We start from the raw sequence: 23,036 nt of genomic DNA on the forward strand, positions 1-23,036 counted from the left end.
GGTGCCTCGACTAGTCTGTTTCGTGCGTGTTCCCGGCCCGCAACCTGCTCAGGGTCTTTGCAACCTGCCCCCAATCGAAAGACCACTCCCCCGCCGACTACCGGCGGCGGGTGGCCGACGTTGCCCGTTGGAGCGAGCAGGCGGGCTGCGAAGGAATCCTCGTCTACACCGACAACAGCATCTGTGACCCCTGGCTGGTGGCGCAGGCGCTGATCGCGGCGACCAAGCGGATCGTCCCGCTCGTGGCCGTACAGCCGGTTTACATGCACCCCTACACGGTCGCGAAGCTGGTCACCTCGCTCGCCTATCTCCACGGCCGCAAGGTCGCCTTGAACATGCTTGCCGGCGGTTTTCGGGGCGATCTCTTGGCGCTCGGCGACGACACCGAGCACGACCTGCGCTACCAACGCACCGCGGAGTACACACGCATCGTCATGGCCCTTCTGCGCGGCGAGAAGGTGACGTTCGAGGGGCGCTGGTGGACCGTACGCCAGCTTGCCCTGGAACCACCGCTGCCACCCGAGCTAATGCCGGAGGTGTTGGTGTCGGGCTCCTCCCCGGCAGGTCTGCGCACAGCCGCCGAGCTCGGCGCGACACCGGTGCGCTACCCGCGCCCGCCGGGCGAGGAGAGCGACCTGCGTGGCGGTGTGCGCGTGGGGATCGTCGCCCGCCCGAGCGCCGAAGAAGCCTGGTCGGTCGCGCGCGACCGCTTTCCCGGCGATCGCAAGGGGCAACTTCTGCACCGTCTGGCGATGCAGATCTCGGACTCGCACTGGCACCGCCAGCTCGCCAGTCGCGAACACGCCGCGCCCGCGCCCTACGCCGCCGCGACGCCCGACGCCCCTGCGACGCCCGGCACGGCCGGCCAGCAAGCTGAGGAACCCAATCCCTACTGGCTCTGGCCCTTCCAGAACTACAAGACATTCTGTCCTTATCTCGTAGGCAGTTACGAGCGGGTCGGTCGCGAACTGGCGGCTTACGTGAAGCAAGGGGCCGACCTCTTCATCCTCGACATCCCGCCGACGCGGGAGGAGCTCGAGCACGTGCGACAGGCCTTCGCTCTCGCTGCCGCGGAACTCGCCGCCGTCGGCCGATGACCGCGGGTGCGCCGCGCAGACTCGAGGAATTCCTGACCGCTGCTGCACGCACGGCGCCTGACGCCACCGCCGTCGTGCTCGACGACCAGCTCTTGAGCTTCGGCGAGCTCGACGAGCTGAGTTCGCGACTTGCGGGCGCCCTGGTCGAGCTTGCGGGCTGCCGACCGGGCGACCGCGTCGCGCTGGTCTGCAGCAAAACGCCGCTCGCGCTGGTGGCGATCCACGCCGTCCTGAAGGCCGGGTGCGCGTACGTACCTGTCGATCCCGACAGCCCGCCGGCGCGGAGCGTCCGCGTGCTGCGTGCCTCGGAGCCGCGGGCTGTCGTCTGCGACGGTGCTGGCATCGAACGCTGGCGAGCGGCTCGCGAAACGGCTGCGGCGGAGCACACGGTCGGCGCGCAGGCGGCTCCCGGAGCAAGCGAGGGCACCTTCGCCAATGCCGTAACCGTGGCTTTGACGGAAGACGCCGACTGCGACATCGGCCCCGACACCTGGCGCCGCCAGCCGCCCTTCCTGCTGCCAAGCGCTGCGCGAGCGCACGCCGAGGTTGCGCAGATTCTCTTCACCTCGGGGTCGACGGGCGAGCCGAAGGGCGTCCAGGTGACCCATCGCAGTGCGTTGGCGTTCGTCGAGTGGGCGGTCGGACACTTCGGTATCGAGCCGGGGGAGCGCCTCTCGGGCCACCCGCCGCTGCACTTCGACCTCTCGACCTTCGACATCTTCGGGGCGATGCACGCCCGTGCCGAGCTGCATCTGGTGCCTGCCCGGCTGAACGTCGATGCGCACGGTCTCGCCGCCTTCATCCGCGAGCGCGAGCTGACGCAGTGGTTCTCGGTGCCCTCGGCGCTCACCTTCATGACCCGTTTCGAAGCGATCCGATCGGGCGACTTCCAGTCGCTGCGAAGACTCCTCTGGTGCGGCGAGGTACTGCCGACGCCGGTCCTGCGCAAGCTCATGGAGCGCTTACCGCACGTCCGTTTCACCAACCTCTACGGACCTACGGAGGCGACGATCGCGTCGAGCTACTTCGACGTCCCGCGGATCCCCCCGAGCGACGACGAGCAGATCCCGATCGGCCGGCCTTGCCCTGGCGAGGAGCTGCTGATCGTCGGCGAGGACGGTCGTGAGCTCGGTGTCGACGAGGTCGGGGAGATTTGGATCGCCGGGGTCGGACTTTCGCCCGGCTATTGGCGCGACCCGGCGCGCACACGCGCGGCCTTCGTGCCCCACCCGCGCGATCCCGCTCGCCGCTGTTACCGCACGGGGGACCTAGGCCGACGCGACCGGGCTGGCCTGTTCTACTTCCACGGTCGTCGCGACTCCCAGATCAAGCACCGTGGTTATCGCATCGAGCTCGGCGAGGTTGAACATGCACTCAACAAGCTCCCGGGCGTTCGCGAGTGCGCGGTCGTCGCCGTACCGACCGGCGGCATCGAGGGCACCGCGATCTGCGCCGCCTGGAGCCGCCGCCCGGGCGACGACACCGACGCGATCGCGTTACGCCGCGCGCTCGCCGAGGCGTTACCCCGTTACATGCTCCCCACGCGCTGGCTCGAGCTTCCCGATCTGCCCAAAAACGTCAACGGCAAGATCGATCGCCGGACTCTCCGCGAGCGCTTCCTCGAGGAGCTGGCCGGCCCCGCTAGCGATCACGAGCGCCACGAAGTGAACGATGCGCGCACTTGAGGACCACGTCATCGAGGTGATGAAGAGGGCGCTCGCGCTCGAACCTCCTGCGCGCGACAGCGACCTCTTCGAAAGCGGGCTGATCGACTCGCTCGGTCTGGTGACGCTGATCACCGAGCTCGAGCAGGAGTTCGGGTTCCAGCTGCCCCTCGAACAGTTCGACCTCGACTGCTTCCGAACCGTGACCTCGATCGCGGCCCAGATTGCCCTACACGTGGAGCAGCGAGACGAGCGCGAGGAGCACGACGATGCCGCCGCGCTCAGCGCTGCCGACGCGCGTCGGGTCGCGCGACTCGAGGAACAACACGAGCGCGATCAGTAGGGCGATCGACAGCGCCAGCACCGCGAGCCAGTAGAGGACACGCAAAAGCCAGCGTGCGGCGTGGGTCTTGGTGGGCGCGGTCGACGTGCGTGTTTCGCCCCCCTCGTCCGTCACATTTCCACGATACCGAGCGCTAGCGCCAGGGCAGTTACCTGCGCGGGCTCGCGCGAGGCCCCGCTAGGCGCACCCGAGTCAGGAGTGCCCACGCTAGGCGTGCCTCGCCGGGATTCGCCGGCACCCGTTAAAGAGCGCGGCCGCCGCTCCGATTAGCGGGGTGAGCGCGACGGTCGAGGCCACGGATCGGCCGCGACCGAGCGCCAGCAAGAAGTACGGCCGGGACGTTGCGCAGGCCCGGCGTGGCGCTCTCCGGTGGCACGGAGGCCCCCACCGCCACGCGCACCCGCCAAGCGTCCGTGCCGCAACGCGAAGAACGGAGGATCCGATGGCGGCTCGCCGCACGGACGCGGTCAACGCTGCTCGGAAATCGACACTGCCTGCTCGCGCGGCGACCGCCCGCCTGCGCACCCAGTGTGCGCGTGGACTGGCAAGCAGACTGCTGCCCGTTATCGCGGCCGTGGTCGCAGCGGGCTCGGTCGCGCCGGCGGCGCGGGCCAGCGAGACCGAGCAGTGGGTCAGCCCGATCTCCCTCCACTCGCAGACCTACGCCTGTTGCATGCCGTTCGAACTGAAGGAGAAGGTCGTGCGCGAGGCAGTTGATCTCGGTGCCGGTTACCTCCGCGTCGACATTTACCTCGACGCGCTCTTCGACGCTGGCGGCGAGCGGCGCGCGACACCGGATTTCAGCGGCATCGACGAGATCGTTTGGCTTGCGCGTCGGTATCGCGTGCGGTTGCTCGCGATCATGGTCGGCACTCCCGGGTACCTGTCGACCTGCCCGCAGGCGGGGCCGCGCGGCTGGTTCAAGTGTCCACCCCGCGACGCCGGCGAGTACGGACGACTGGTAGCGGAGGTCGTCGCACGCGCGCCGGATGTCTTCAAGTACGTCGAGGTATGGAACGAGCCCGACGGCGCCTGGTCGTTCGCCGGCAAGCCCACCGACTACGCAGCGATGCTGCAAAGCGCGTACCGCAGCGTGAAGGCACAGTTTCCCGACACGCAGATCGTGATCGCCGCCCCGATGACGCTGTCGGGCGGAACGCGCTGGTACGAGCAACTGTTCGCGGCGCTCGGCCGCGCACGCCCGTTCGACGTCGCAAATGCCCACGTACGCGTGCCGCTCGAGCAGGTCCGCGCAACGATGCTCCGCTGGCGCCGCTTCTACGCCGACCACGGCGTGGCGCGCTTGCCGCTGTGGGTAACGGAGTTCGCCTATCCCTCCGACCCTCGCTGGCAGATTCCGCCCTACAACGGCGGTGAGCTGGCGCAAGCGCGCTACTACGAACGCGCGATCCCCGAGCTCTTGCATGCTGGTGCCGACCAGGTGTTCGTGACACTGCGCGACGGCTACCTCGACGAGCAGGACGAGCGCTGGCTTTCCGAGGGGCTCGAGTCGCTCGATATCCGTAACCCGCCCTACGCGCTCCGCCGCAAGCCGGCGTTTGCGGCGGTGCGCGGCCTGGTCGCCCGGCTAGCCCGCGAGTGGCAGCAGGCGCACGCGACCTGGCAGGCGCACGCCGCCGGCGCCGCCTCGTCGCGCACCGCCGGCCGGCGTTCGCAGCGCCGCCGAAGGCCCAAGGCCACCACCAACGGGGGCGATCGCGGTCGACTCGGGGCGCGCCCCTGGACCGCAAGGAATGGCGGTTAGACTGCTTTTGTGCCAAGCGAGCAGCAGCCGCACGCGCCCCATGATGCTCGCACGCTTGGCGTTCTGTCGCGGGCGTTGCGTGCGCACGCCTTCCTGATCGCGGTAATCACACTCCTAGTGCTCGCCGCGGCGCTCGGTTGGCGACTCCTCCGCCCACCGACTTACGAAGCGCACGCGCAACTACTCGTCACGCCGGTGAGTGCCGACGACCCGACCTTCCTCGGATTTGACGTCGTGCGCGACACCCCGGGCGACCCGACGCGCACGATGCAGACCGCGGCCGCCCTCGTCGAGTCGCCGGCGGTCGCCCAGGCGGTAGCTCGCCAATTGGGCGACGGCTGGACGAGTGATCGGGTGCTCGAGGCCGTGCAGGTCGAGCCAATCGGGCAGAGTAACCTGCTCGACGTCGGTGCACGCGCAGGTGATCCGCGCACCGCTCAACGCCTGGCGGACAGCTTCGCGCGCGCGGCGCTCGACGTCCGCTCGGCGGCCCTCCGCCAACAGGCGCGGATCGAACTCGCGCGCTTGCTCTCGCAGCAGCGCAGCACCGGCGTGCAGACGCTCGAGCCGAGCACCGACCTCGCCAATCGCATCGATCGCCTGCGCACGGTGGTCGCGCGGGGCGACCCGACGCTCTCGATTTCGCGCGCCGCCGAACTGCCGCGTGCACCGCTAGGTCCCCCCGTGATCTTCGTAGCGCTCGCCGGGTTAGTCGGCGGACTCGGCTTGGGGGTGGCATCGGCCCTGCTCCTCGACCAGCTTCGTCAAAAGGTCCGCGACGAAGAAGAGGCCCAGCAGATCCTGGAGCTGCCGGTACTGACGCGCGTCCCCCGGCTCGCGGCGGCTCCGGAGCCCCGCGCAGGCGGCAGCCCGAGCTTCCCGAGCGAGGTCTGGGAATCGTTCCGTACGGTCGTCGCTCAACTCCACTTCAACGGCGCGCGCGCCGCTGCGCGCGGAGCGGGCGGCGCCGGCAACGAGCCGGAGCTGGGGCGCGGGATCTTGCTGACGAGCGCCTCCAGCGGCGACGGCAAGACGACGTCGGCGACGGCGCTCGCGATGTCGCTGGCTGCCACCGGACACCCCACGATCCTGCTCGACCTCGACCTGCGCAAACCCGACGTCGCCTCGCGGCTCGGTGTTCCGGCGTTGCAGCAGTTGGCCGTCGACGACCTGCTCGAGCTAGACCCTGAAGAGTTGATCGCTAGACGCCTGGTGAGCGTTCCTGGCTCACCTCAGTTGCGGGCACTCGTCATCCGCCGCGACATCGCTGATGGCGCCCCGATCGACCTCGTATCGAGCCGCTACCGCGACCTCCTCGATGCCGCTCGCCGCAGCGCCACCTACGTGGTCGTCGATTCGCCGCCGCTGGGACACGTCGCCGACGCGTTAGCGATCGTTCGCAGCGTCGATCTCGTGCTGCTGGCCGTGCGTCCGGGCTGGACGGACCGGCGCGAGCTGCGTTTGGCTCGCGATTTGCTGGCACGGGCGCGTGCCCGCCTAGGCGGCTACATCGTTTGCGGCGTGCGCACCGGCCGACGCGGTTACTACGGCTACGGGCAAGCCGCCGGCGCTCAGCAGGCAGCCGCGACCGGCGAACAGCGCAAGGCGCTGGCGCAGCAGCAGCGGTAGCTGCCGTGGCAGCAGCAGCAGGAGCTGCAGCGCGGCAGCCGCGTCGGCAGCAGTAGCTGGCGCTTCAGCAGCAGTAGCTGGCGCCCAAGGCGTCCGCTGCGCGGGCTAGGCGGTTACTCGTCGGAAGCGCGCGGGGAGCGGCCGGAAGGTCGTCGCAGACGGCCGCGCAAATGCAGCGCTGCGCGCCCGCCGCGGGCTAGCAAACGGGCGACCGGCGAAGCCGCGAACGCATAGGTGAAAACGCCCGGGTCGCGGGTCGCGAAGCGGTACTTGTAGCCCTCGTCTCCGAGCAGCATCCGATACTCGCGCATGCCTTCCTCGGCAGCTTGGGCGATCGCCCGCGCGAACAGCACGAAGCCCAACGACCAGCGGTCGTAGGTGGGGTCACGCCCGATCTGGTAGTTGCTTTCGACGCCGGCGAAACGGAAGCCGTACAGGGACGCGACCGCGTCACCGGAGTCGGTCTCGGCGATCCATAGGCGCGTCCACCCGCGCTCCAGCGCGACCTTCGCGAACTCGCGGTGGAACGCCTCGCGCGGCCCCGTGAAGGCCACCGAGCGCTCGCCGAAGCGAATCCTGTGGAGCCGCAGGAGCGTCGCGAAGTCCCGCTCGAAGGTGGCCGGCTCGGCGAGTCGGAAGCGCAGGCCAAGCTCCCTTACGGCGCGGCGCGTCTTGCGTCGCACTTGCTGGCGAAAGTTGGCGCTTCGCGCCGCGAGGTACGCCTCGAAACCACCTTCCGGAAGATCGACGACCGGCCACGCTTCACGGCGCAGCAGCAGCGGCCGTGACACTTTCCGGCGCGGCAGTAGCGGCCGTGACGATTGCGGAGCGCCCGCGTCGGCGGCGCGATCGCTTCGCTCCGAAGCCGGGGCGGCGTCGGCGTCGGTCTCGGCTCGCTCATCGTGGTGGACGCGATCGACGATCAAGAGCGGAGCGACTTGCGCCACCGCGGCCGCTAGCTCGGGCATTGCGCGCCACGCCCCCGGTCGGCCGATCGGCCCTAGCTCGTCAGCCGGTCCGTGTCCCGCCGTGCGCGCGACCGTAAGGGGCCCGATGCGCCGCACCTCGAGCGGCAGGATCAGCTCGCGCGCGCGGTCGACCGCGATCACGCTGCGACCGTTCCCGAGGTGTCGCCACCAAACGCTGTGCCACTCGGGGGTCGCGAAGACATTGGTCGACCGCTCGGCAAGCTCGGCCCAGAGCCCAGCAAGGGTGTCTTGGTCTTCGACTAGTTCGACCGTCACACCGGCGACCGGAGCCCACCCGCTCTACGGATCACAAGTTCGACGACTAGCGCGCGCCCTCGTGCGCGAGCCGCGCCCGACCGCCCTGTGCGCAGCGCTCGGTCAGCCTGCGACTCGACGCTCGAGCTCGGCGAGCTGGTCGCGCAACTCCTTCGGCAAACGGTCGCCGAAGCGCGCGTAATGCTCGCGGATCTGGGGAAGCTGCGCGCGCCACTCCGCTGGATCGACCTTGAGGAGCTCCGCCACCGTGCTGCGGTCGACGTCGAGACCGGCGAGGTCCAGCGCATCGACCGCTGGCACCCTTCCGATCGGTGTGTCGACGGCCTCCGCGCGCCCCTCACAACGCCGGAAGATCCATGCGAGCACCCGGCTGTTCTCGCCGTAGCCTGGCCACAAGAACGAGCCGTCCTCGCCGCGCCGGAACCAGTTGACCATGTAGATCCGGGGCAGGCGAGCGCCGTCGTGCTTGCGCTCGAGCGACAGCCAGTGGGCGAAGTAGTCGCCCATGTGGTAGCCGCAGAACGGCAGCATCGCCATCGGGTCGAAACGCAGCTTGCCGACCTCGCCAGCCGCTGCCGCCGTCGTCTCCGAGGCCATGATCGACCCTAGGAACACGCCGTGCTGCCAATCGAACGCTTCGCACACCAGCGGTACGGTGGTGGCCCGACGGCCGCCGAAGAGGAAGGCGTCGATCGGCACCCCCGCCGGATCTTCCCACTCCGCGGCGATCGACGGACACTGCGCGGCGGGCACCGTGAAGCGTGCGTTGGGGTGCGCGGCCGGCGTCTCGCTGGCCGGGGTCCAATCATTGCCGCGCCAGTCGACGAGGTGAGCCGGCGGCTCGTCGGTGAGGCCTTCCCACCAGACGTCGCCATCGTCGGTGCGCGCACAGTTCGTGAAGATCGCGTTGGCGCGCAGCGTGGCGATCGCGTTGGGATTGGTCTTGGGGCTGGTTCCGGGGGCTACACCGAAGAAACCGGCCTCCGGGTTGACAGCGTAGAGGCGCCCGTCCGGACCGAACTTCATCCAGGCGATGTCGTCACCGATCGTCTCCACCTTCCAACCAGGCAGCGTGGGGACGAGCATCGCCAGGTTGGTCTTGCCACAAGCCGAAGGGAAGGCGCCGGCGATGTACTTGACGGTGCCCTCGGGCGAGGTGATCTTGAGGATCAGCATGTGCTCGGCGAGCCAACCCTCGTCGCGCGCCATAACTGAGGCGATACGCAGCGCGAAGCACTTCTTGCCGAGCAAGGCGTTGCCCCCGTAGCCCGACCCGTACGACCAAATCTCGCGGGTCTCGGGGAAGTGGACGATGTACTTGTTCTCGGCATCACAGGGCCAGGGAACGTCCTCCTGACCTTCCTCCAAGGGAGCCCCGACGGAGTGCAAGCAGGGCACGAAATCACCGTCCTGCCCAAGTTGTTCGAGGGCCGCTTTACCCATCCGCGTCATGATCCGCATCGAAACGGCCACGTACGCCGAGTCGGTGATCTGCACGCCGATGTGCGAGATCGGCGACCCCAGCGGACCCATGCAGAACGGCACGATGTACATCGTGCGACCGCGCATCGACCCGCGGAACAGCTCCGTCAAGGTCTCACGCATCTCCCGCGGATCGCGCCAGTTGTTGGTCGGTCCAGCGTCTTCCTCGCGGGCCGAGCAGATGAAAGTGCGATCTTCGACGCGAGCGACGTCACCGGGATCGGAGCGCGCGAGGTAGGAGTTCGGTCGCTTGGCATCGGAAAGCCGCTCGAACGTGCCCGACTCGACGAGCTTGCGGCAAAGAGCCTCGTACTCCTCAGCCGACCCGTCGCACCAGTGGATCTCAGCGGGTTCGGTGAGTTCCGCGATCTCCTCGACCCAGGTGAGCAGGCGGGCGTGGGTGGTTGGAGCGGTGGCAGCAATCGGACTCATCTGCTTCGCCATGGCTTGGTGTCTTAGCTCCTCGCTGTCGCCTCGGACGCCCAAGAACGGCGTCGCCCGCGGGGCGCGGGCAAGGTAAGCCTAACCCGACTCGGCGATCAACGCCTGGCGCAACGCGTCCGCGCGCGGATCGCTGCCTTCGATTACGACCTCTCGGCGCAGGCCCCGGCGGCGGTAACGCATCCGCCCGACCTCCTCGAAACCGGCTTTTTCGCAGGCGCGACGCGACGGCATGTTGGTCACTTCGACCTTTGTCAGCAGCGTCGCGATCCGCTCGTCCACCAACGCCGCGCAGATCTTTCGCCACACCGCCGGCGCAAGGCCGCGACCACGGTGGGCGGGAGCGGTGAACGAGTCTTCGAGCACGGCACTGCCTGCGGGGGGGCGGAACCAACCCCCGGGTGCGGCGAGCGCGGGCGCTCGTTCGCGGAAGATCCAGCACATGAAGGCGAGATCACCGGTCGCTCCCTCGAGCAACCAAAGCTCGCCCCCGGCGGCCACGTAGGCGGCCGCCGAGGCGACCTCGATCCCCCGTGTTAGGAGCTCGCGCAAGGAGCGCTCGCCGCGCAGGCGGGCCAGTGAGTAGCCAGCTGGCAGCGAACCCGACACGCCCTCGGTGGGAAGCGCGTACCAGACGTGTTCCTCCTGCCACCACAGAGCGCGCAGCAAGCGTCCGGCAGCACGCTCGAACGCGGCCCTGGGACCAAGCTCCCGAAACCGCCGCCAAAGGCGCAGCGGCAGCACTGCGGCGAGGACTGCAGGCACGCGCCCAAGCTAGCGCCTCGCTTGCCCTGCCACCACGGGATGGCGTGCGCGCCCGGCCGGGCCGCCTTACACTGACCGCGTGACGACGGCCATCAGGGCCCGCGAGCACGGGCGGGGGACGCAACGCGGAAAGCCACGGCTGCGGTCGGCCGCAAAACCGCTCCTGCGTTTCGCGGCTTCGGTGATGATCACGAGCGGCTGCCTGCTGCTGGCGGACGCTGTCGTCACAGTGGTCTGGCAGGAGCCGATCTCGGCGGTGCTTGCTGCGCGCGAGCAACAGACGCTCGAGCGACAGCTGCGCGACCCGCGCGTTGTACGGCGGGTCATCGCTCGTCGCCCGCTGCCCGGCGATGCGATCGGGAGGATCCGCTTCCCAAGCCTCGGGGAGGCACACTGGGTGGTCGAGGGGACCGGACTCGACGACCTGCGCAAAGGCCCCGGTCACTACCCGGAGACGGCGCTGCCGGGTCGCGGCCGGACGGTCGCGATCGCCGGGCACCGCACTACGCATGGGGCTCCCTTCCGCCACCTCGACAGCCTGCGGCGCGGCCAGCGGGTAATCGTGGATATGCCTTACGGCACCTTCGTCTACCGCGTCCAGCGGACGCAAATCGTCGACCCGGACGCCTTCTGGATCCTCCGCAACGTCGGCTACGAACGGCTCGTGCTGAGCGCCTGCCATCCGCTTTACAGCGCGGCGCAGCGGATCGTGGTGTTCGCCCGTTTGGTCGCGCGCAGACCGCCGGTGATCAAGCAGCAGGGACGCTGAGTTCGAGTTACGCTCGCAGGATCCCGAGCCCCACGCACCGAGCAATCGTCCTCTGCTACCACGCTGTCAGCGACGACTGGCCTTCGCCGCTCGCGGTCGGTGTGCGCCAGCTCGAGCATCAAATTCAAGCGCTCCGACGGCGCCGCTATCGCTTCCTGACCTTCGGCGAGCTCGTGGCCCAGGTCAGCAGCGGTGGCCCGGCGCGCAAAATCGCCGCGATCACCTTCGACGACGGCTACGAGTCGACTTGGACGCGAGCGCAGCGCGTGCTCGAGCGGCTCGGTGCGCGGGCCACGGTGTTTGTGCCCACTCACTTCATTGACAGCGGCAAGCCGCTTCGGTGGCCCGGTATAGAAGAGTGGTCGGGGACTCCTCACGAGCACGAGCTGCGTCCGCTTACGCTCGAGCAGCTACGGGCTCTGAGCACAGCCGGCTGGGAAGTCGGCTCGCACACGGTCTCTCATCCGCGCCTGCCGACCCTCGCCGACGACCGTCTTGCGGACGAGCTTGCCCGCTCGAAAGCCTGGATCGAGGAACAGCTGGACCGCCCCTGTGAGACCCTGGCCTACCCATATGGAGCCTACGATGAGCGGGTGATCGCGGCCGCCGAGGCGGCCGGGTACCGCGCAGCCGGGGTGCTGACCGGCCGCCTGCCCGCCCCGCGGCCGCTGGCTTGGCCACGCATCGGCGTTTTTCGGGTCGATCGCGGCGTGCGTTTCCTGCTGAAGTCGCACCCTTGGAGCGTCTGGGCGCGCTCGACTGGCGCGTGGGCGCTGTTGCGCCCCGAGAAAAGCTCGTAGCGACCGGCGCCGGGCGCTCGCGTTATCGATTAGCAAGTGTCAGTGATGCCGCCTCGCCGAATGCCCCAGCGCATGCGCGATCAGTTGGGGGCCCTGCTGTCCGCCAACCCCGCACTGCCGTTCGCGCTCGTCGCGCTCGCGGTGCTCGTGTGGATGGCCGTCGACGAAGGCGGTTTTCGCGCTGAGACCTACGGTTTCGCGGGTCTCGTGCTGGCGGTGGCGCTGGTGTTCGGTCTGTTGCTCCTGCCCACTCCGGCACCGGCCCGAGGGTCGCTCCTATTGCTGCTTGGGGTCTCTGGCTACGCCGCCCTGTCGCTGCTCTCGGCGCTCTGGGCCGACGAGCCGTGGACGGCCCTCGACGGTGGATTGCGGGTGGCGGTCGCAGCACTCGCTTGCGCTCCGCTTGTGCTGTGGCCGCCGGCGCCGCCCATCGTCCGGACGTTGACGCTGTCATGGGTGGTGGCGGTGAGCGTCGTCGCCCTCTTCGAGCTGCGGGCGGCCGCAACGGCGGCAGTTGCCTTCCAGCACTTTCACGAGGGCCGCTTGGCCGAGCCGGTCGGCTACACCAACGCCAACGTCGCGCTCTGGACGCTCGCCGGCCTGCCAGCGCTCGTCCTGAGCGCCGACCGGTCGCTGACACCGCTGCTGCGTGCCACCAGCGCTGCCTGTTGCGTTCTGTTGATCTCGCTCGCCGCCCTCGGGCAGAGTCGCGGCTGGCTGCTCGCCCTGCTACTTATGCTGCCGCTGCTATTGCTCGTGCGCGAGCTGCCGCGGCTGCTTTTGTTCTCGCTACCCGTTTTGCTCCCGCTAGCGGCCTTGACGCCAAGACTGCTCGACGTCTACCCGCGTTACCGCCCGTCGGCTAGCGGCGCGACGCTGATCGACCCACTGATCGAGCCCTTGGCTGGAGCGATGCTAGTAGCGGCCCTCCTGGCTTGGGCGTTCGCGCTGGTCGACCGGCGCCTGGCACGCGCAGCGTTGGCCAGCCCGCTCGCACGGCTGCTGACGGCCGCGACTTTGGTGGTTGTCCTCGGCGCGACCGTGCTGAGCGCCACGCACGGCAAACCGGTCGAGCAGACGCGTACCTGGTGGCGTGAGTTCACCGGCGCCAGCCAGCACAGCAACGAACCTGCTGGCTCGCGTTTCGCAAGCGGCCTCGGTCAACAGTTCCGCTACGACTATTGGCGGGTCGCGTGGTCCGAGTTCCGGGCGCGTCCCTTGTTGGGTCACGGCGCAGAGAACTTCGCGCTCGCCTATCTGCGTAAGGGACGCTCACTGGAGACGCCCTACTTCGCGCACAGCCTGCCGCTCCAGACGCTTGCCGGAACCGGTCTGGTGGGAGCCTTGTTGTTGGGTGGCGCGCTGTTGAGCGCGGCGCTGACCAGCAGACGCACGCTGAGACGGTGTCACCCCGACCTGCGGATGACGCTGTTGGCATTAGCCGTCGGCGCCGCCTACTTCTTTCTGCACGCAGCGGGCGATTGGCTGTGGGAGTTTCCGACCCTCAGCGCCACCTTTCTGGTGTTCCTAGCACTGGCGGCCAGCCAGCCACTCGAGGGCGAAGACCAGCGAGCACCACTTAACCGACGCGTTCGCTATCTGGGCCTCGTTGCTGCCCTGCTCGCCGGTCTAATGCTGACCGTCCAGTGGGCCTACGACCGAAACCTGAGGCGCGGGCAAGCGATCGGCGTCGCCGACCCCGCGGCATCGCGCACCTTGCTCGAGCGGGCGGCAACCCTCAACCCCTTGGCGCCCACGCCGCTCGTGGCGCTGGCCACCGTCGAACTTGCGCGCGGCGACGAGCGGGCCGCCGAGCGCCAGCTCTCGCGTGCGCTAGAGCGCGCGCCGAACCGTCCGGAGGCGCTGCTCCTGCGGGGCGTGGTGCGTCTCGCGCGCGGCGACCAGAGCGGATCCCGAGACGTCGCTCGCGCCCGTCGACTAGCGCCTCGTAACGGGGCGATTCGGATCGTCGCCGACGCCGTGCGTCGCCGGCGCCCGCCCAGCCCGTTGGCAACGCTCGCGCTGCTGCGTGAGGACGTTGCGCGCCGCACAAACCTGCGCTAACCGACCGTGCTGCGCACAAGTTGCTGGTGGTTCGCCGGCAGATGCTGTACGATCGACGAACGTTCGATCTGCAAGCTAGCCCCGGAGCGACAGGTGATTTTGAGAGTAATAACAATCTTCGTAGTAGCAGCCTCGCTTTCCGTCGGGCTCGCAGGTCTCGCCTTCGCGCAGACGAGCGGACAGGAGGGCTACGGAAGCGTCGGTGGTGTTGTAGTCGGTACGAACAACACGCCACCCGCCGGTCCCTCCGTCTCGGAGCCCCAGGCGGTATCGCAGTCCGGCTCCGCTCCGGTGCGGCCGCTGGCGGTGTCGAACACCGTCTCACATAACGAGGCGCAGGGAGCGTTGCCGTTCACCGGCGCCGAGCTTGGTGTGATGGCGGCAGTGGCGCTGGCCCTGATCGGGTCGGGGCTCGCTGTGCGGCGGTTGTCGACCAGGTCCGCCGAGGCTTAACGGCCGCCCGGTCGCTTGCCCGCCCCTTCCCCTACCCCCTTTACGTTCTTCTGACGGATTCGCCGGGGCCGGCTTGAGCCGGCTCCGGCGTTTTTTGCGAAGTTCGCGCCCACTGCTGGTCGGCTTGCCGGGCGCGAGCCGCCGGCAGGCGCGACTGTGACTGTTTAACGCGCTCCGCGCGCGTGCGCGCAGCTCCTTGCACGTGACTTTTTCGTAAGGCGGCCAGGACACCGCCTCTCCCCTCTTGGTTGCCTCCGTGTCCGGACGTTCTTCGTACGTCCGTCGATATTTGCGGCAGTCGGCGCATGGTCGTTGCCTGGGCGGCCGATCTCCACGGGTGCGAGACGCAAGCCCAGTCGTCGTGCCCGAAGACGAGACGGCTGCTGCTCACGGCCGCGTCGCGCGCGAGCTCGCGGCTGTCCGAGACAAGCGGCACCGGGAACGGCGGCGTGACCCAAGAACGCCGACATGTTCGAATTCGACCCTCAGCGTGTCAGGGGCGGCTTTCGCCTACTGCTGGCGGGCGCTGCGATCACCTTGGTCACTTTTGGCGTTGGCAGCGAGCCGGCTTCAGCGAAGACCGGATCCTTGGCCAGTCTCAAGCCAACCCGGGTGGAAGGCCGAAGCCTCGTCTTCCGGTTGCCGAAGATCCAGGCTTCGCGCATCCACTCGTCACTGCTGGTCGTTGGGCGCTCGGCCCGCAAACCGGTTTCCGCTCGCAAGCTGCGGCGGGCGCTACGGACGCGCCAGCGCACCGTGCGCATCCGACCCCCGCGACTGGCCCGCGTGGCGAGCGCCGCGCGCTCCCGCGAGCGCTCGGTGTGGCGCAACCTGGCCACGGAGGCGCGCCTCGTGCTCTTCCTTCGCAGGTCCGGGACGCGTCGCAAGAGTCGTCCGGCGCCGGCACCGACGCCCTCGACCGAGTCGCCAAGCACTTGCTCCACGTGCCCGGCGCCAGTTCCGACGACGTCAACGAGCGGCGCTACGACGTCTGGATCCGGCACGGGATCCGGCACGACTTCCGGCTCCAGTAGTACGAGCGGCAGCCAACCGTCACCAACCGACTCGACCACCAGCGGTGCGGGATCGTCCAGCGGAAGCACCAGCAGCGCCAGCGTAGGCTGCTCTCCGACGGTGAGCCCGTCCTGGACCTTCGGCTGGGGAACCTTCGACGTCGGCAACTGGCCGTCGGCGTGCTGGCGTCCTTACGGCGCGAGTTCGCCCTTCAATCAAACGTTCGCGGAGCTCCAGGCGCAGGGACGGGTGCGTCCCCTCTCGAACTCCTCCCAGATCGTGGGGCAGCTGATGGACTGGGGCGGCCCGATCGGCATGAACACCGGCGACTGGCAGCACCCGATCTACTTCTCGCGTCCCACCGACCCGGTGTTCACGATCCACTGCACCGAGCAGTGGGGAACCTGCGATGTCGAGGGCGCACAGGTGCGCATCCCCGCGCAGGCGCGGCCGGCGGGGGGCACCGACAAGCACCTCGCGGTGATCGACCAGCAAACCGGTTGGGAGTACGACTTCTGGAATGTGCAGAAGGACGGTCCAGTCGGCCAAGGCGGCGTCCTCAACATCAGTTGGGGCGGCAAGACGCGGATCGATGGGAATGGCCTCGGCACCAACGCGACCGCTGCCCACTTCGGTCTGGCGGCCGGGATCGTGCGCGGCGAAGAACTCAAGGCGGGGCGCATCGAGCACGCCCTGTTCTTGGCGGTTCGCTGCACCAACGGCAGCTCGGTGTGGCCGTCCGCGCCGAACGGCACGGGCGCACCCTGCTCGTCCACTTACCGAGGCTCTGCGCCACCGATGGGTGCCTTGGTGCGGCTCGAGATGACCGACGCGCAGATCGACGCCTTGCCGGTGCCAGCCTGGAAGAAGCCGATCCTCAAGGCGCTCGCTCGCTACGGCTCCTACATCGGTGACACCACCGGCAACCCAGCGATGTGGTGGCAGTTCCAGGCCGGCGAGAGCTACACCAGCTTCGGCTACGAGGATCCGGTCGCCCAGTTCGCACGCGACAATCAGGCGCAAGGCGGGATCTCCTACGACCCCACCTACGACGACTGGCACTTCGACATCAAGTCGGGCGTCGACTGGCGGCAGTACCTACGCGTCTACCAGGTGGCGCCGCCGAGCTAGCGGGCCCGGCGGAGTGCGCGACTCAGCGCACGCCAACAGGCCCGCACGGGGGGTCCGTGGCGCAGCGATCCCGCCACGAAACCCGCTCCCCAGGAGAGGTGCATAACAGCCACCACGAGCGGTACGGCGAGCGCGTCTCGGAGAGACGCGCTCGCCCGCCGACGTGAAGAGACCGCGGTGGAGGCGATCGCCGCTAGCCAAACACCGCTGCCGACGCGAGCGGCTGCGCGCAGACGGCGAGACGGTGCCGCACCGACCGCTACCAAGACACCCAACACGAGCGGCGGTAGGAGGTGCGTCGGGCGCATCGCGTCAGGGTGCAGGCGCCAGGTTCGCGCTCGCGCCCGTCCGTAGCGGTAGTACTGGCGCGCGAGCCCCTCGAGCGATTCGCGCGGCCAGTACGAAGCCGCCATCCGCTGCAGCATCACGAGACGCATGCCGCGCTCGAGCATCCGCGCTGCCAGCTCCCCATCCTCGTTGGGACTCGCAGCCTCGTCCCAGCCGCCCAGCTCTTCCAGGGTGCGGCGCCGCCACACGCCGGTGAAACCGCTGTCCACCTCGACCTCCTCGGCGTCGGGCGGCAAGCGGTAGGCGGGCCCGCCGGTCCCCAACCAGGTGCCGAGAGCGAGGGCGATGCGCCGCGACCACTTCCCCCGCGGAGCCGGCAGTTGAGGCCCGCTCACCCAGTCGGCGTCGCCGTGCTCGAGGCGCTCGACACCGTCCCGCAGGTACGTGGACGGATAGATCGTGTGCGCATCCATCCGCGCCACGTAGCGGCCCCGCGCATGGCGCAGCCCGATGTTGAGCCCGACAGCGGTCGTCCGCGCCGGATTTTCGAGCAGCCGAATGCGCGGGTCCTGTTCGGCGAAGGCCTCGACCACCGCCCGCCCGCCGTCGGTCGAACCGGAGTCGATGAACAGGTACTCGACGCGGCCGTCGAACTCTTGGTTCAACATCGCCGGCATGCTGTCCGGCAGGTACGCCTCCTCGTTGAGGAACGGCACCAAGACGCTCACATCGACGCCGCCGTCAAGCTCCCCCTGCCCCGTTGCTGCTGCGACCATCGAGGCTCTCAGCGGCGCGCGCGTCCGAGCTCTGCCGCGAGTAAAACCGCTTCTGAGCGGGCAGCGCGAAGCGCACAAACAGGTGACCGGCGCGACATGAAGCTAGCGATCTGGATCGACACGATCTCCGACGTCCGCGAAATCGACGGCGTGCCGTGGCTGCACACCGCGGGGACGTCGGCGCAGTTTATGACCTTTGCGCTGGCCGTCGCCGCACACTTCTCGGACGCGACGATCCTCACGCGAAGCGCCCCCGACGGCGCACCCCTGCGCCCCGTGGGACCGCTCACCTCGGGCCAGTTCGTCGGGCTTCCCTTCTACCCAAGCTTGCGCGATGCCCGCGCCTTCCTTCGCGCCGCCCCGGCGACAGTGCGGCGCGCACGGGCGGCCTTCGAGCGAGCTGACGTCGCCTGGCTGTTCGGACCCCACCCGCTGACCTGGCCAATGCTGAGCGCCGCACGCCGTGCGGGCGCCACACCGGTGCTCGGGGTGCGCCAGCCCGGCATGTCCTACTGGTGGGGGCGCGCCGCCAGCCTGCGCGAGCTCCTGGCGGTACCCCTGTTGGCGCCGACCGAGCTGTACTTACGGACCCGCGGACGGAAGTTGGCGATGACGGTGGTTGGCGAGCGCATCGCTCGCCTCTACCGGCGCCAGCCCCAGAACACGCTGGTCCACGTGGCGGCCACGGTGCCGGTGGCGATGGCCACGAACCGCTCGGACCAGCATGGCCGCGCCGCGACCCCGAGCAACGCGGCCCGATCGTGGCGGCTGCTCGCAGTCGGACGACTCGAGCCGGAGAAGGACCCACTGCTTGCGCTCGACGTCCTGCGCGAGCTGAAGACGCGCGCCGGCCGACGGGTCACGCTGTCCTGGGCCGGTGACGGGCGGCTGCGCGCGGCTTTCCTTGGGCGGGCAGAGCAACTCGGGCTGGCGGCGGAGGTACAGCTGCTCGGAGACGTCGAGTTCGCACGCCTGCGCTCGCTCTACCAGCAATCCGACCTACTCCTGCACACGGCCAAGGTCGAGGGGATCCCGCAGGTCTTGCTGGAGGCTTTGTCTTTCGGGCTACCGGTCGTCGCGACCGACGCCGGCGACATCGCCTCGTTCTTCGGCGAACACGTCCGCGTGGTCGCCGACCGAACGCCCGAGAGCCTGGCGAAGGCGGTCGTGGCGCTGCTGCGTGACCGGCAAACCTACGCAGAGCTCGCCGAGCGAGGCCGGCAGTTCGCCGCCGAGCATGCGCTGGAACCGGAAGCGCAGCGAGTGGCCGAGTTTCTGCGGCGCGCGCGCCGCTAATCCCGCCGCTCGCCGACTTTGTCGTCGGCCGACACGGGCAGCACGGTGGCGAGGGCGAGCAGCACCCACAGGCGCTTGTCGAGCGCTCCCGACACGAACGTGAAGGTCGCGAGGAGGCCAACCAACGCGATCGAAACGGCACTCAGATCCGCCACCGCCCGACGATCCCGCTGCGCCCGCGCCGCGATCAAACGCCGGCGCAACCGCAGCAGCGCCGACCCAACGAAAGCGATGAACAGTGCGAATCCGACGACGCCCAGCTCGGCTAGCACTTGCAGATAAGTGTTGTGGACAAAGTGCGGTGAATCGACGATCAGGTTGACGAACGTCAGCTGGCCAGGGGCGCGCGTGTAATCAGCGGCGACCGCCGGGAAGTTGTTGAGCCCCACGCCGAGCAGCGGGTGGTCCTCCGCCACCCGCCAAGCAACTGTCCACAGCGAACTGCGACCGTTACCGCCGTCATCGGTTCGTGTCAACCGCTCCCAGCCGCTTGGCACGCTCACCAGGTAAAGCGCCATTACCGACAGACACAAAGCGACCACGGTCAGCAGGCGAGCGCGCTGTTCCTTCAGTACCAGGAACGCGACCACCGCCACCACTGCAGCACCGATCAACCCGCCGCGCGACTGAGTTGCGACCAGTCCGAAGGCAAGAATCGGTACTCCGAGCGCGTAACAGAGCTTGAGTACCGGGTTGCGCTGACGAGCAATCAGCACGCCCGCCAGAGCTAGCCCCATGAGCGTGAAGGCGGCCGTGAAGTTAGGGTCGCCGATGCCACCCCGCAACCTGCCCTCGACGAACGCGCCGCGGTCGAGGATCGGCACGATGCCCGGGAGTAGCGCACCGATTAGGACCGACGCAACCGCTCCCCAGTACAGCGCTGCCAGAAGCGTCGTCCCGGCGCCCCGCCGCGCGACCTCGTCCTTGCAGATGAAGAACAGGAGCGCCAGCGACCACCACCGCCAGAGGTCGCCGGCGGCTGCCGAAACGTCGACCGCCCACAACAGCGAGAGCGTGATCCAGGCCAGGAAGGCGAGCATCAGATAGTCGGTTGGCGTGGTCAACAACCGCGGACGTTCCCGCTCCCCAGCGGCGAACAGATCGACGAACCACGAAGCAGTCACCACCAGCGCGCCGACCTTCACCGCCAGGTTTACCGCGGGCACGCCCTCGCAAAGGCTTGCGGCGATAAGCAGCGCAAGCGCCGTCGTCCGGGAGACGAACGCCAGCCAGGCGTACGCGACGCCCGCCACTAAACCGACCGCGAGCACCGGCACGGTCGCCGCAAGCCAGGCAAGTAGCGGCGCGAGCAGCGCCGCCGCGATCAGTGGCAGTCGCGCTGGAAGGGCGCCGCGCGGGCGCGTCGGAGTGCCGACAGAGGGCTGCGCAACCAGCCATTGTTCTTGTTGCGAAACCTCTACGGCGCGCCCCACTGCGAAATATCGTACGGTCGATCGAGTGATCCCAAGACCGCAAGCCAAGCTTTCAGATAGCTGCTCGAGGTGAGTGCGAGCGCCGCCCAAACACTGCCCGTAGCGGTGGTGATTCCCTGCTACAACGATGGCGCCACGGTCGAGGACGCCTACCGTTCCGCACTCGTTCAACAGCCAGCAGAGCTGGTGATCGTCGACGACGGCTCGAGCGACCCCGCAACTCTCCGGAAGCTAGACGAGCTGCGCGCCCGCGGGGCTCGCGTGATCCGTCAGGAGAACCAGGGCTTGAGTGCGGCGCGCATGCGCGGCGTCGCCGCGACGAGCTCCCCGTTCGTGCAACCGCTCGATGCCGACGACGTGCTCGCGCCGGGCGCTCTGCGCACGCTTCTCGCCGTACTCGAGCAAACGGCTGCGGATGTCGCCTGGGGTGAGGTGCGCAGCTTCGGCCGCTCCGATCTCCGCTGGCGAGCGGCACTGCCGATTGATCGGTGGATGCTCACGCATGTAAATCCCTTGCCCGGCACGCCACTGCTGCGTCGTAGCACCCTGCTTGCGGCGGGTGGATGGCGGCAAGATGCCGCCTACCAGGATTGGGATCTGTACCTCAGCCTTGCCGAGCTGGGCGCGCGCGGGGTCTTCGTGCCCCGCCTTTTCATGTACTACCGCGTCCACTCGAGCAGCCGGATGTGGCGCTCCTCGCTCGCATCGCTGCACGAGAACCTGGACGATCTCCGCCGTCACCACCCCGAGCTGTGGCGCTCGCGGCGGCGACTGTGGTTGCGCTCGACGGCTCCCCCGCGCTGCCGCCTCCTGCTGCCGCTGATCGAGGCCCTTCCCCTCCCTTTGCGGGCGCGCCTCGCGCTAAAGACCCTAGTCGCGCATCCGCGGCCCGCTGCGCGCAGCCAGCTACGCAAGCTAACCGCGCGATTCACGCGCCCGAAGGTCCTCTCGGAGGAGGCCGTCCGCGACCTCTTAAGGCGCGCCGAGGCTGAGTTGGCGGCCGAGCACGGCTGAGTGGGACAAGGCAGCGGAGACGAACAGGGCGCCGCCACCCGCTCGGACGGGGCCCGTCGACCGCCCGCAGCGCATCGCCCCCCGCTGATCCGGTCGGGTGCGCTCAGCTATGCCGCGCAGATCCTCAACGCCAGCCTCTCGTTCCTCAACGTCCTGGTAATCGCCCGCGCGCTGGGCCCGGAGGGCAGAGGGTCCGTGGCCTTCCTGACCACCGTCGCTTCGATTGCCTATCAGGCCTTGTTGCTTGGGGTGCCGATCGCCTGCTCGAACTTTGGGGGCCGACGCCCGGAGCTGCTCGCTCGCCTGCTCACCGCCTCGCTGGTGCTGTCGGCGGCCACCGGTGCGGGCGCGATCCTCGCCACCGTCGGACTGTTTGCGGCGGTGCCGAACGCGACCGCCGGAGCGATGCCCCTGGACTTGGCGATCGTCCTCCTCTCGTTGCCCTTCCTCTCGCTCCAGGCGGCCCTCCTGGCCCTCGTCTCCTCGCAGTACCGGTTCGGCGCGATGAGTGTCGGGATCTTCCTTCCCTCGCTCGCCAACGTCGTCGTCAACACCACCTTGGCCCTCACCGGCGTCCTCAGTGTGCGTGCCGCCGTTGCGGTTTGGGTGAGTGGTCAGGTACTAACTACAGCGCTCTTGTTCGTGGTCGCTGTGCGCCTCGCTGGCGGCCTCGGGCGCCCGGATCTCGCGCTGTGGCGGGCGATGCTGGCGTTCGGCCTGCGCGGCCACGTCGGCTGGGTGCTGATGCTTGCGAGCTTCCGGGTCGACCAGTGGATCCTGGCGGCGCTGTCCGGGCGTCGTGAGCTCGGGCTTTACAGCATTGCGGTCGCTTGGTTCGAAGCTCTTTTCTTCCTGCCGACAGCGCTCGCCTTCGTGCAGCGGCCCGACCTGGTGCGCGCGTCGCGCGCGGACGCGGCTCGCCAGGCGTCACTGGTTTTCCGGCTCGCGATCCTCGCGACCTCTGTGCTTGGCCTGCTCCTCTTCCTGCTCGCCCCGCCGCTTTGCACGCGGGTCTTCGGACCGGCGTTCGCGGGCTCGATCGACGACCTTCGGCTGCTCGTCCCGGGAGCGCTGGGAATCGTGGCGAGCAAGCTCCTCGGCGATGCCCTCAGCGCACAGCGGATGCCGGGGCTTGAGAGCATCGCCGCGGCCGCGGCATTCGTGACGATGGTCACCCTGGACGTCGTGCTGATACCGCAGCTCGGAGGCACCGGTGCTGCGATCGCCTCGACTTGTGGCTACCTATCGGGGGGCCTGGTCGCCGCCTACCTCTTCTGTCACAAGCTGGGCGCCCGACCGGCAGTGCTGCTACCTCGGCCCCAAGATCTCGTCCTGCTCGCGCAAGTTGTGCGCGCGCAGCTGACGCGACCATCGCTTCCGGGCACGGCCAGCCGCTGATTCGAAAACCGCAACCGGCGGCGACGCAACCGGCGGCGCTCGACCGACGGAACCGCGGAGCCGGCGGCGATCGACCGACGATTGGCGCGCTCCGCCGAGCTGTCGTAGAGTGTTCGGCGAGAGCCCCAGACCGGCCGACGGTCGGTCGGCCGCTTTCAGACCCGCAACTT

General features: G+C 69.0%; 19 protein-coding genes. 13 read left to right on the plus strand and 6 right to left on the minus strand.

What is annotated here, in order from left to right:
- The first annotated feature begins 26 nt into the window (after positions 1–26).
- The 5 genes from BLW41_RS09955 to BLW41_RS09975 all read left to right on the plus strand — a co-directional run bounded on the left by BLW41_RS09955 (position 27) and on the right by BLW41_RS09975 (position 6,498).
- Positions 27–1,097 carry an LLM class flavin-dependent oxidoreductase gene (locus tag BLW41_RS09955; RefSeq protein WP_177169470.1) on the plus strand — a complete coding sequence of 357 codons (1,071 nt, stop codon included), beginning with the start codon at positions 27–29 and terminating at the stop codon, positions 1,095–1,097.
- Positions 1,094–2,782, plus strand: coding sequence for an amino acid adenylation domain-containing protein (locus BLW41_RS09960; protein ID WP_093118661.1), 1,689 nt, complete (start codon positions 1,094–1,096; stop codon positions 2,780–2,782). The genes BLW41_RS09955 and BLW41_RS09960 overlap by 4 nt, the downstream gene beginning before the upstream one ends.
- A complete protein-coding gene (locus BLW41_RS09965; RefSeq protein WP_093118663.1) occupies positions 2,769–3,104 on the plus strand; it encodes a phosphopantetheine-binding protein in 336 nt (111 codons plus the stop codon). The genes BLW41_RS09960 and BLW41_RS09965 overlap by 14 nt, the downstream gene beginning before the upstream one ends.
- Before the next feature lie 442 nt (positions 3,105–3,546).
- Positions 3,547–4,869 (plus strand): glycosyl hydrolase, encoded by a 1,323-nt coding sequence (locus BLW41_RS09970; protein ID WP_093118665.1) that lies wholly within the window; start codon positions 3,547–3,549, stop codon positions 4,867–4,869.
- Positions 4,870–4,878: 9 nt separating this feature from the next.
- Positions 4,879–6,498 (plus strand): tyrosine-protein kinase domain-containing protein, encoded by a 1,620-nt coding sequence (locus tag BLW41_RS09975; RefSeq protein ID WP_093118667.1) that lies wholly within the window; start codon positions 4,879–4,881, stop codon positions 6,496–6,498.
- A 113-nt stretch (positions 6,499–6,611) separates the two neighbouring features.
- Here BLW41_RS09975 and BLW41_RS09980 read toward each other — a convergent pair whose 3' ends face one another.
- The 3 genes from BLW41_RS09980 to BLW41_RS09990 form a co-directional block, all read right to left on the minus strand.
- Positions 6,612–7,742: a GNAT family N-acetyltransferase gene (locus tag BLW41_RS09980; RefSeq protein WP_093118669.1), complete on the minus strand. Its 1,131-nt coding sequence runs from the start codon at positions 7,740–7,742 to the stop codon at positions 6,612–6,614.
- Between the two features lie 102 nt (positions 7,743–7,844).
- A complete protein-coding gene (locus tag BLW41_RS09985; RefSeq protein WP_093118670.1) occupies positions 7,845–9,668 on the minus strand; it encodes a phosphoenolpyruvate carboxykinase (GTP) in 1,824 nt (607 codons plus the stop codon).
- 78 nt (positions 9,669–9,746) lie between these two features.
- Positions 9,747–10,430 (minus strand): GNAT family N-acetyltransferase, encoded by a 684-nt coding sequence (locus BLW41_RS09990; RefSeq protein WP_143038695.1) that lies wholly within the window; start codon positions 10,428–10,430, stop codon positions 9,747–9,749.
- A 79-nt stretch (positions 10,431–10,509) separates the two neighbouring features.
- Here BLW41_RS09990 and BLW41_RS09995 point away from each other — a divergent pair, with 79 nt between their 5' ends.
- The 4 genes from BLW41_RS09995 (at position 10,510) to BLW41_RS10010 (ending at position 14,516) form a co-directional block, all read left to right on the plus strand.
- Complete coding sequence (locus BLW41_RS09995; RefSeq protein ID WP_093118674.1) at positions 10,510–11,199, plus strand: class E sortase; 690 nt, start codon at positions 10,510–10,512, stop codon at positions 11,197–11,199.
- A 101-nt stretch (positions 11,200–11,300) separates the two neighbouring features.
- Positions 11,301–11,999, plus strand: coding sequence for a polysaccharide deacetylase family protein (locus BLW41_RS10000; protein WP_177169471.1), 699 nt, complete (start codon positions 11,301–11,303; stop codon positions 11,997–11,999).
- A 45-nt stretch (positions 12,000–12,044) separates the two neighbouring features.
- On the plus strand, positions 12,045–14,063 hold the full coding sequence (locus BLW41_RS10005) for an O-antigen ligase family protein (RefSeq protein ID WP_093118677.1): 2,019 nt from the start codon (positions 12,045–12,047) through the stop codon (positions 14,061–14,063).
- Positions 14,064–14,156: 93 nt separating this feature from the next.
- Entirely contained in the window at positions 14,157–14,516 is a 360-nt protein-coding gene (locus BLW41_RS10010) for a hypothetical protein (protein ID WP_143038696.1), read from the plus strand.
- 485 nt (positions 14,517–15,001) lie between these two features.
- Here BLW41_RS10010 and BLW41_RS10015 read toward each other — a convergent pair whose 3' ends face one another.
- Positions 15,002–15,619 carry a hypothetical protein gene (locus BLW41_RS10015; RefSeq protein WP_143038697.1) on the minus strand — a complete coding sequence of 206 codons (618 nt, stop codon included), beginning with the start codon at positions 15,617–15,619 and terminating at the stop codon, positions 15,002–15,004.
- A 31-nt stretch (positions 15,620–15,650) separates the two neighbouring features.
- Here BLW41_RS10015 and BLW41_RS10020 point away from each other — a divergent pair, with 31 nt between their 5' ends.
- On the plus strand, positions 15,651–16,661 hold the full coding sequence (locus BLW41_RS10020; protein WP_093118683.1) for a hypothetical protein: 1,011 nt from the start codon (positions 15,651–15,653) through the stop codon (positions 16,659–16,661).
- On the opposite strand, the gene BLW41_RS10025 is transcribed toward BLW41_RS10020, so the two are convergent.
- The gene (locus BLW41_RS10025) at positions 16,658–17,725 is read right to left on the minus strand and encodes a glycosyltransferase family 2 protein (protein WP_093118685.1); all 1,068 of its coding nucleotides are present in this window, start codon (positions 17,723–17,725) and stop codon (positions 16,658–16,660) included. The two genes, BLW41_RS10020 and BLW41_RS10025, sit on opposite strands and share 4 nt — an antisense overlap.
- A gap of 96 nt (positions 17,726–17,821) precedes the next feature.
- Here BLW41_RS10025 and BLW41_RS10030 point away from each other — a divergent pair, with 96 nt between their 5' ends.
- On the plus strand, positions 17,822–19,021 hold the full coding sequence (locus BLW41_RS10030) for a glycosyltransferase family 4 protein (RefSeq protein ID WP_093118687.1): 1,200 nt from the start codon (positions 17,822–17,824) through the stop codon (positions 19,019–19,021).
- Here the strand turns inward: BLW41_RS10030 and BLW41_RS10035 are convergent.
- Entirely contained in the window at positions 19,018–20,454 is a 1,437-nt protein-coding gene (locus tag BLW41_RS10035; RefSeq protein WP_093118689.1) for an O-antigen ligase family protein, read from the minus strand. The genes BLW41_RS10030 and BLW41_RS10035 overlap by 4 nt on opposite strands.
- 69 nt (positions 20,455–20,523) lie before the next feature.
- Here BLW41_RS10035 and BLW41_RS10040 point away from each other — a divergent pair, with 69 nt between their 5' ends.
- Together BLW41_RS10040 and BLW41_RS10045 are read left to right on the plus strand one after the other, a co-directional pair.
- Entirely contained in the window at positions 20,524–21,468 is a 945-nt protein-coding gene (locus tag BLW41_RS10040) for a glycosyltransferase family 2 protein (protein WP_177169472.1), read from the plus strand.
- On the plus strand, positions 21,469–22,866 hold the full coding sequence (locus BLW41_RS10045) for an oligosaccharide flippase family protein (protein WP_093118693.1): 1,398 nt from the start codon (positions 21,469–21,471) through the stop codon (positions 22,864–22,866).
- Positions 22,867–23,036 lie beyond the last annotated feature (170 nt).

This window comes from Thermoleophilum album, assembly GCF_900108055.1.
Taxonomy (GTDB): domain Bacteria; phylum Actinomycetota; class Thermoleophilia; order Solirubrobacterales; family Thermoleophilaceae; genus Thermoleophilum; species Thermoleophilum album.

Bases quoted from the DNA above. Each gene is read 5' to 3' on its own strand.
- BLW41_RS09960 (WP_093118661.1), top strand. From the start codon at position 1,094: ATGACCGCGGGTGCGCCGCGCAGACTCGAGGAATTCCTGACCGCTGCT.
- BLW41_RS09965 (WP_093118663.1), top strand. From the start codon at position 2,769: ATGCGCGCACTTGAGGACCACGTCATCGAGGTGATGAAGAGGGCGCTC.
- BLW41_RS09970 (WP_093118665.1), top strand. From the start codon at position 3,547: ATGGCGGCTCGCCGCACGGACGCGGTCAACGCTGCTCGGAAATCGACA.
- BLW41_RS09985 (WP_093118670.1), bottom strand. From the start codon at position 9,668: ATGGCGAAGCAGATGAGTCCGATTGCTGCCACCGCTCCAACCACCCAC.
- BLW41_RS10005 (WP_093118677.1), top strand. From the start codon at position 12,045: ATGCCGCCTCGCCGAATGCCCCAGCGCATGCGCGATCAGTTGGGGGCC.
- BLW41_RS10025 (WP_093118685.1), bottom strand. From the start codon at position 17,725: ATGGTCGCAGCAGCAACGGGGCAGGGGGAGCTTGACGGCGGCGTCGAT.
- BLW41_RS10030 (WP_093118687.1), top strand. From the start codon at position 17,822: ATGAAGCTAGCGATCTGGATCGACACGATCTCCGACGTCCGCGAAATC.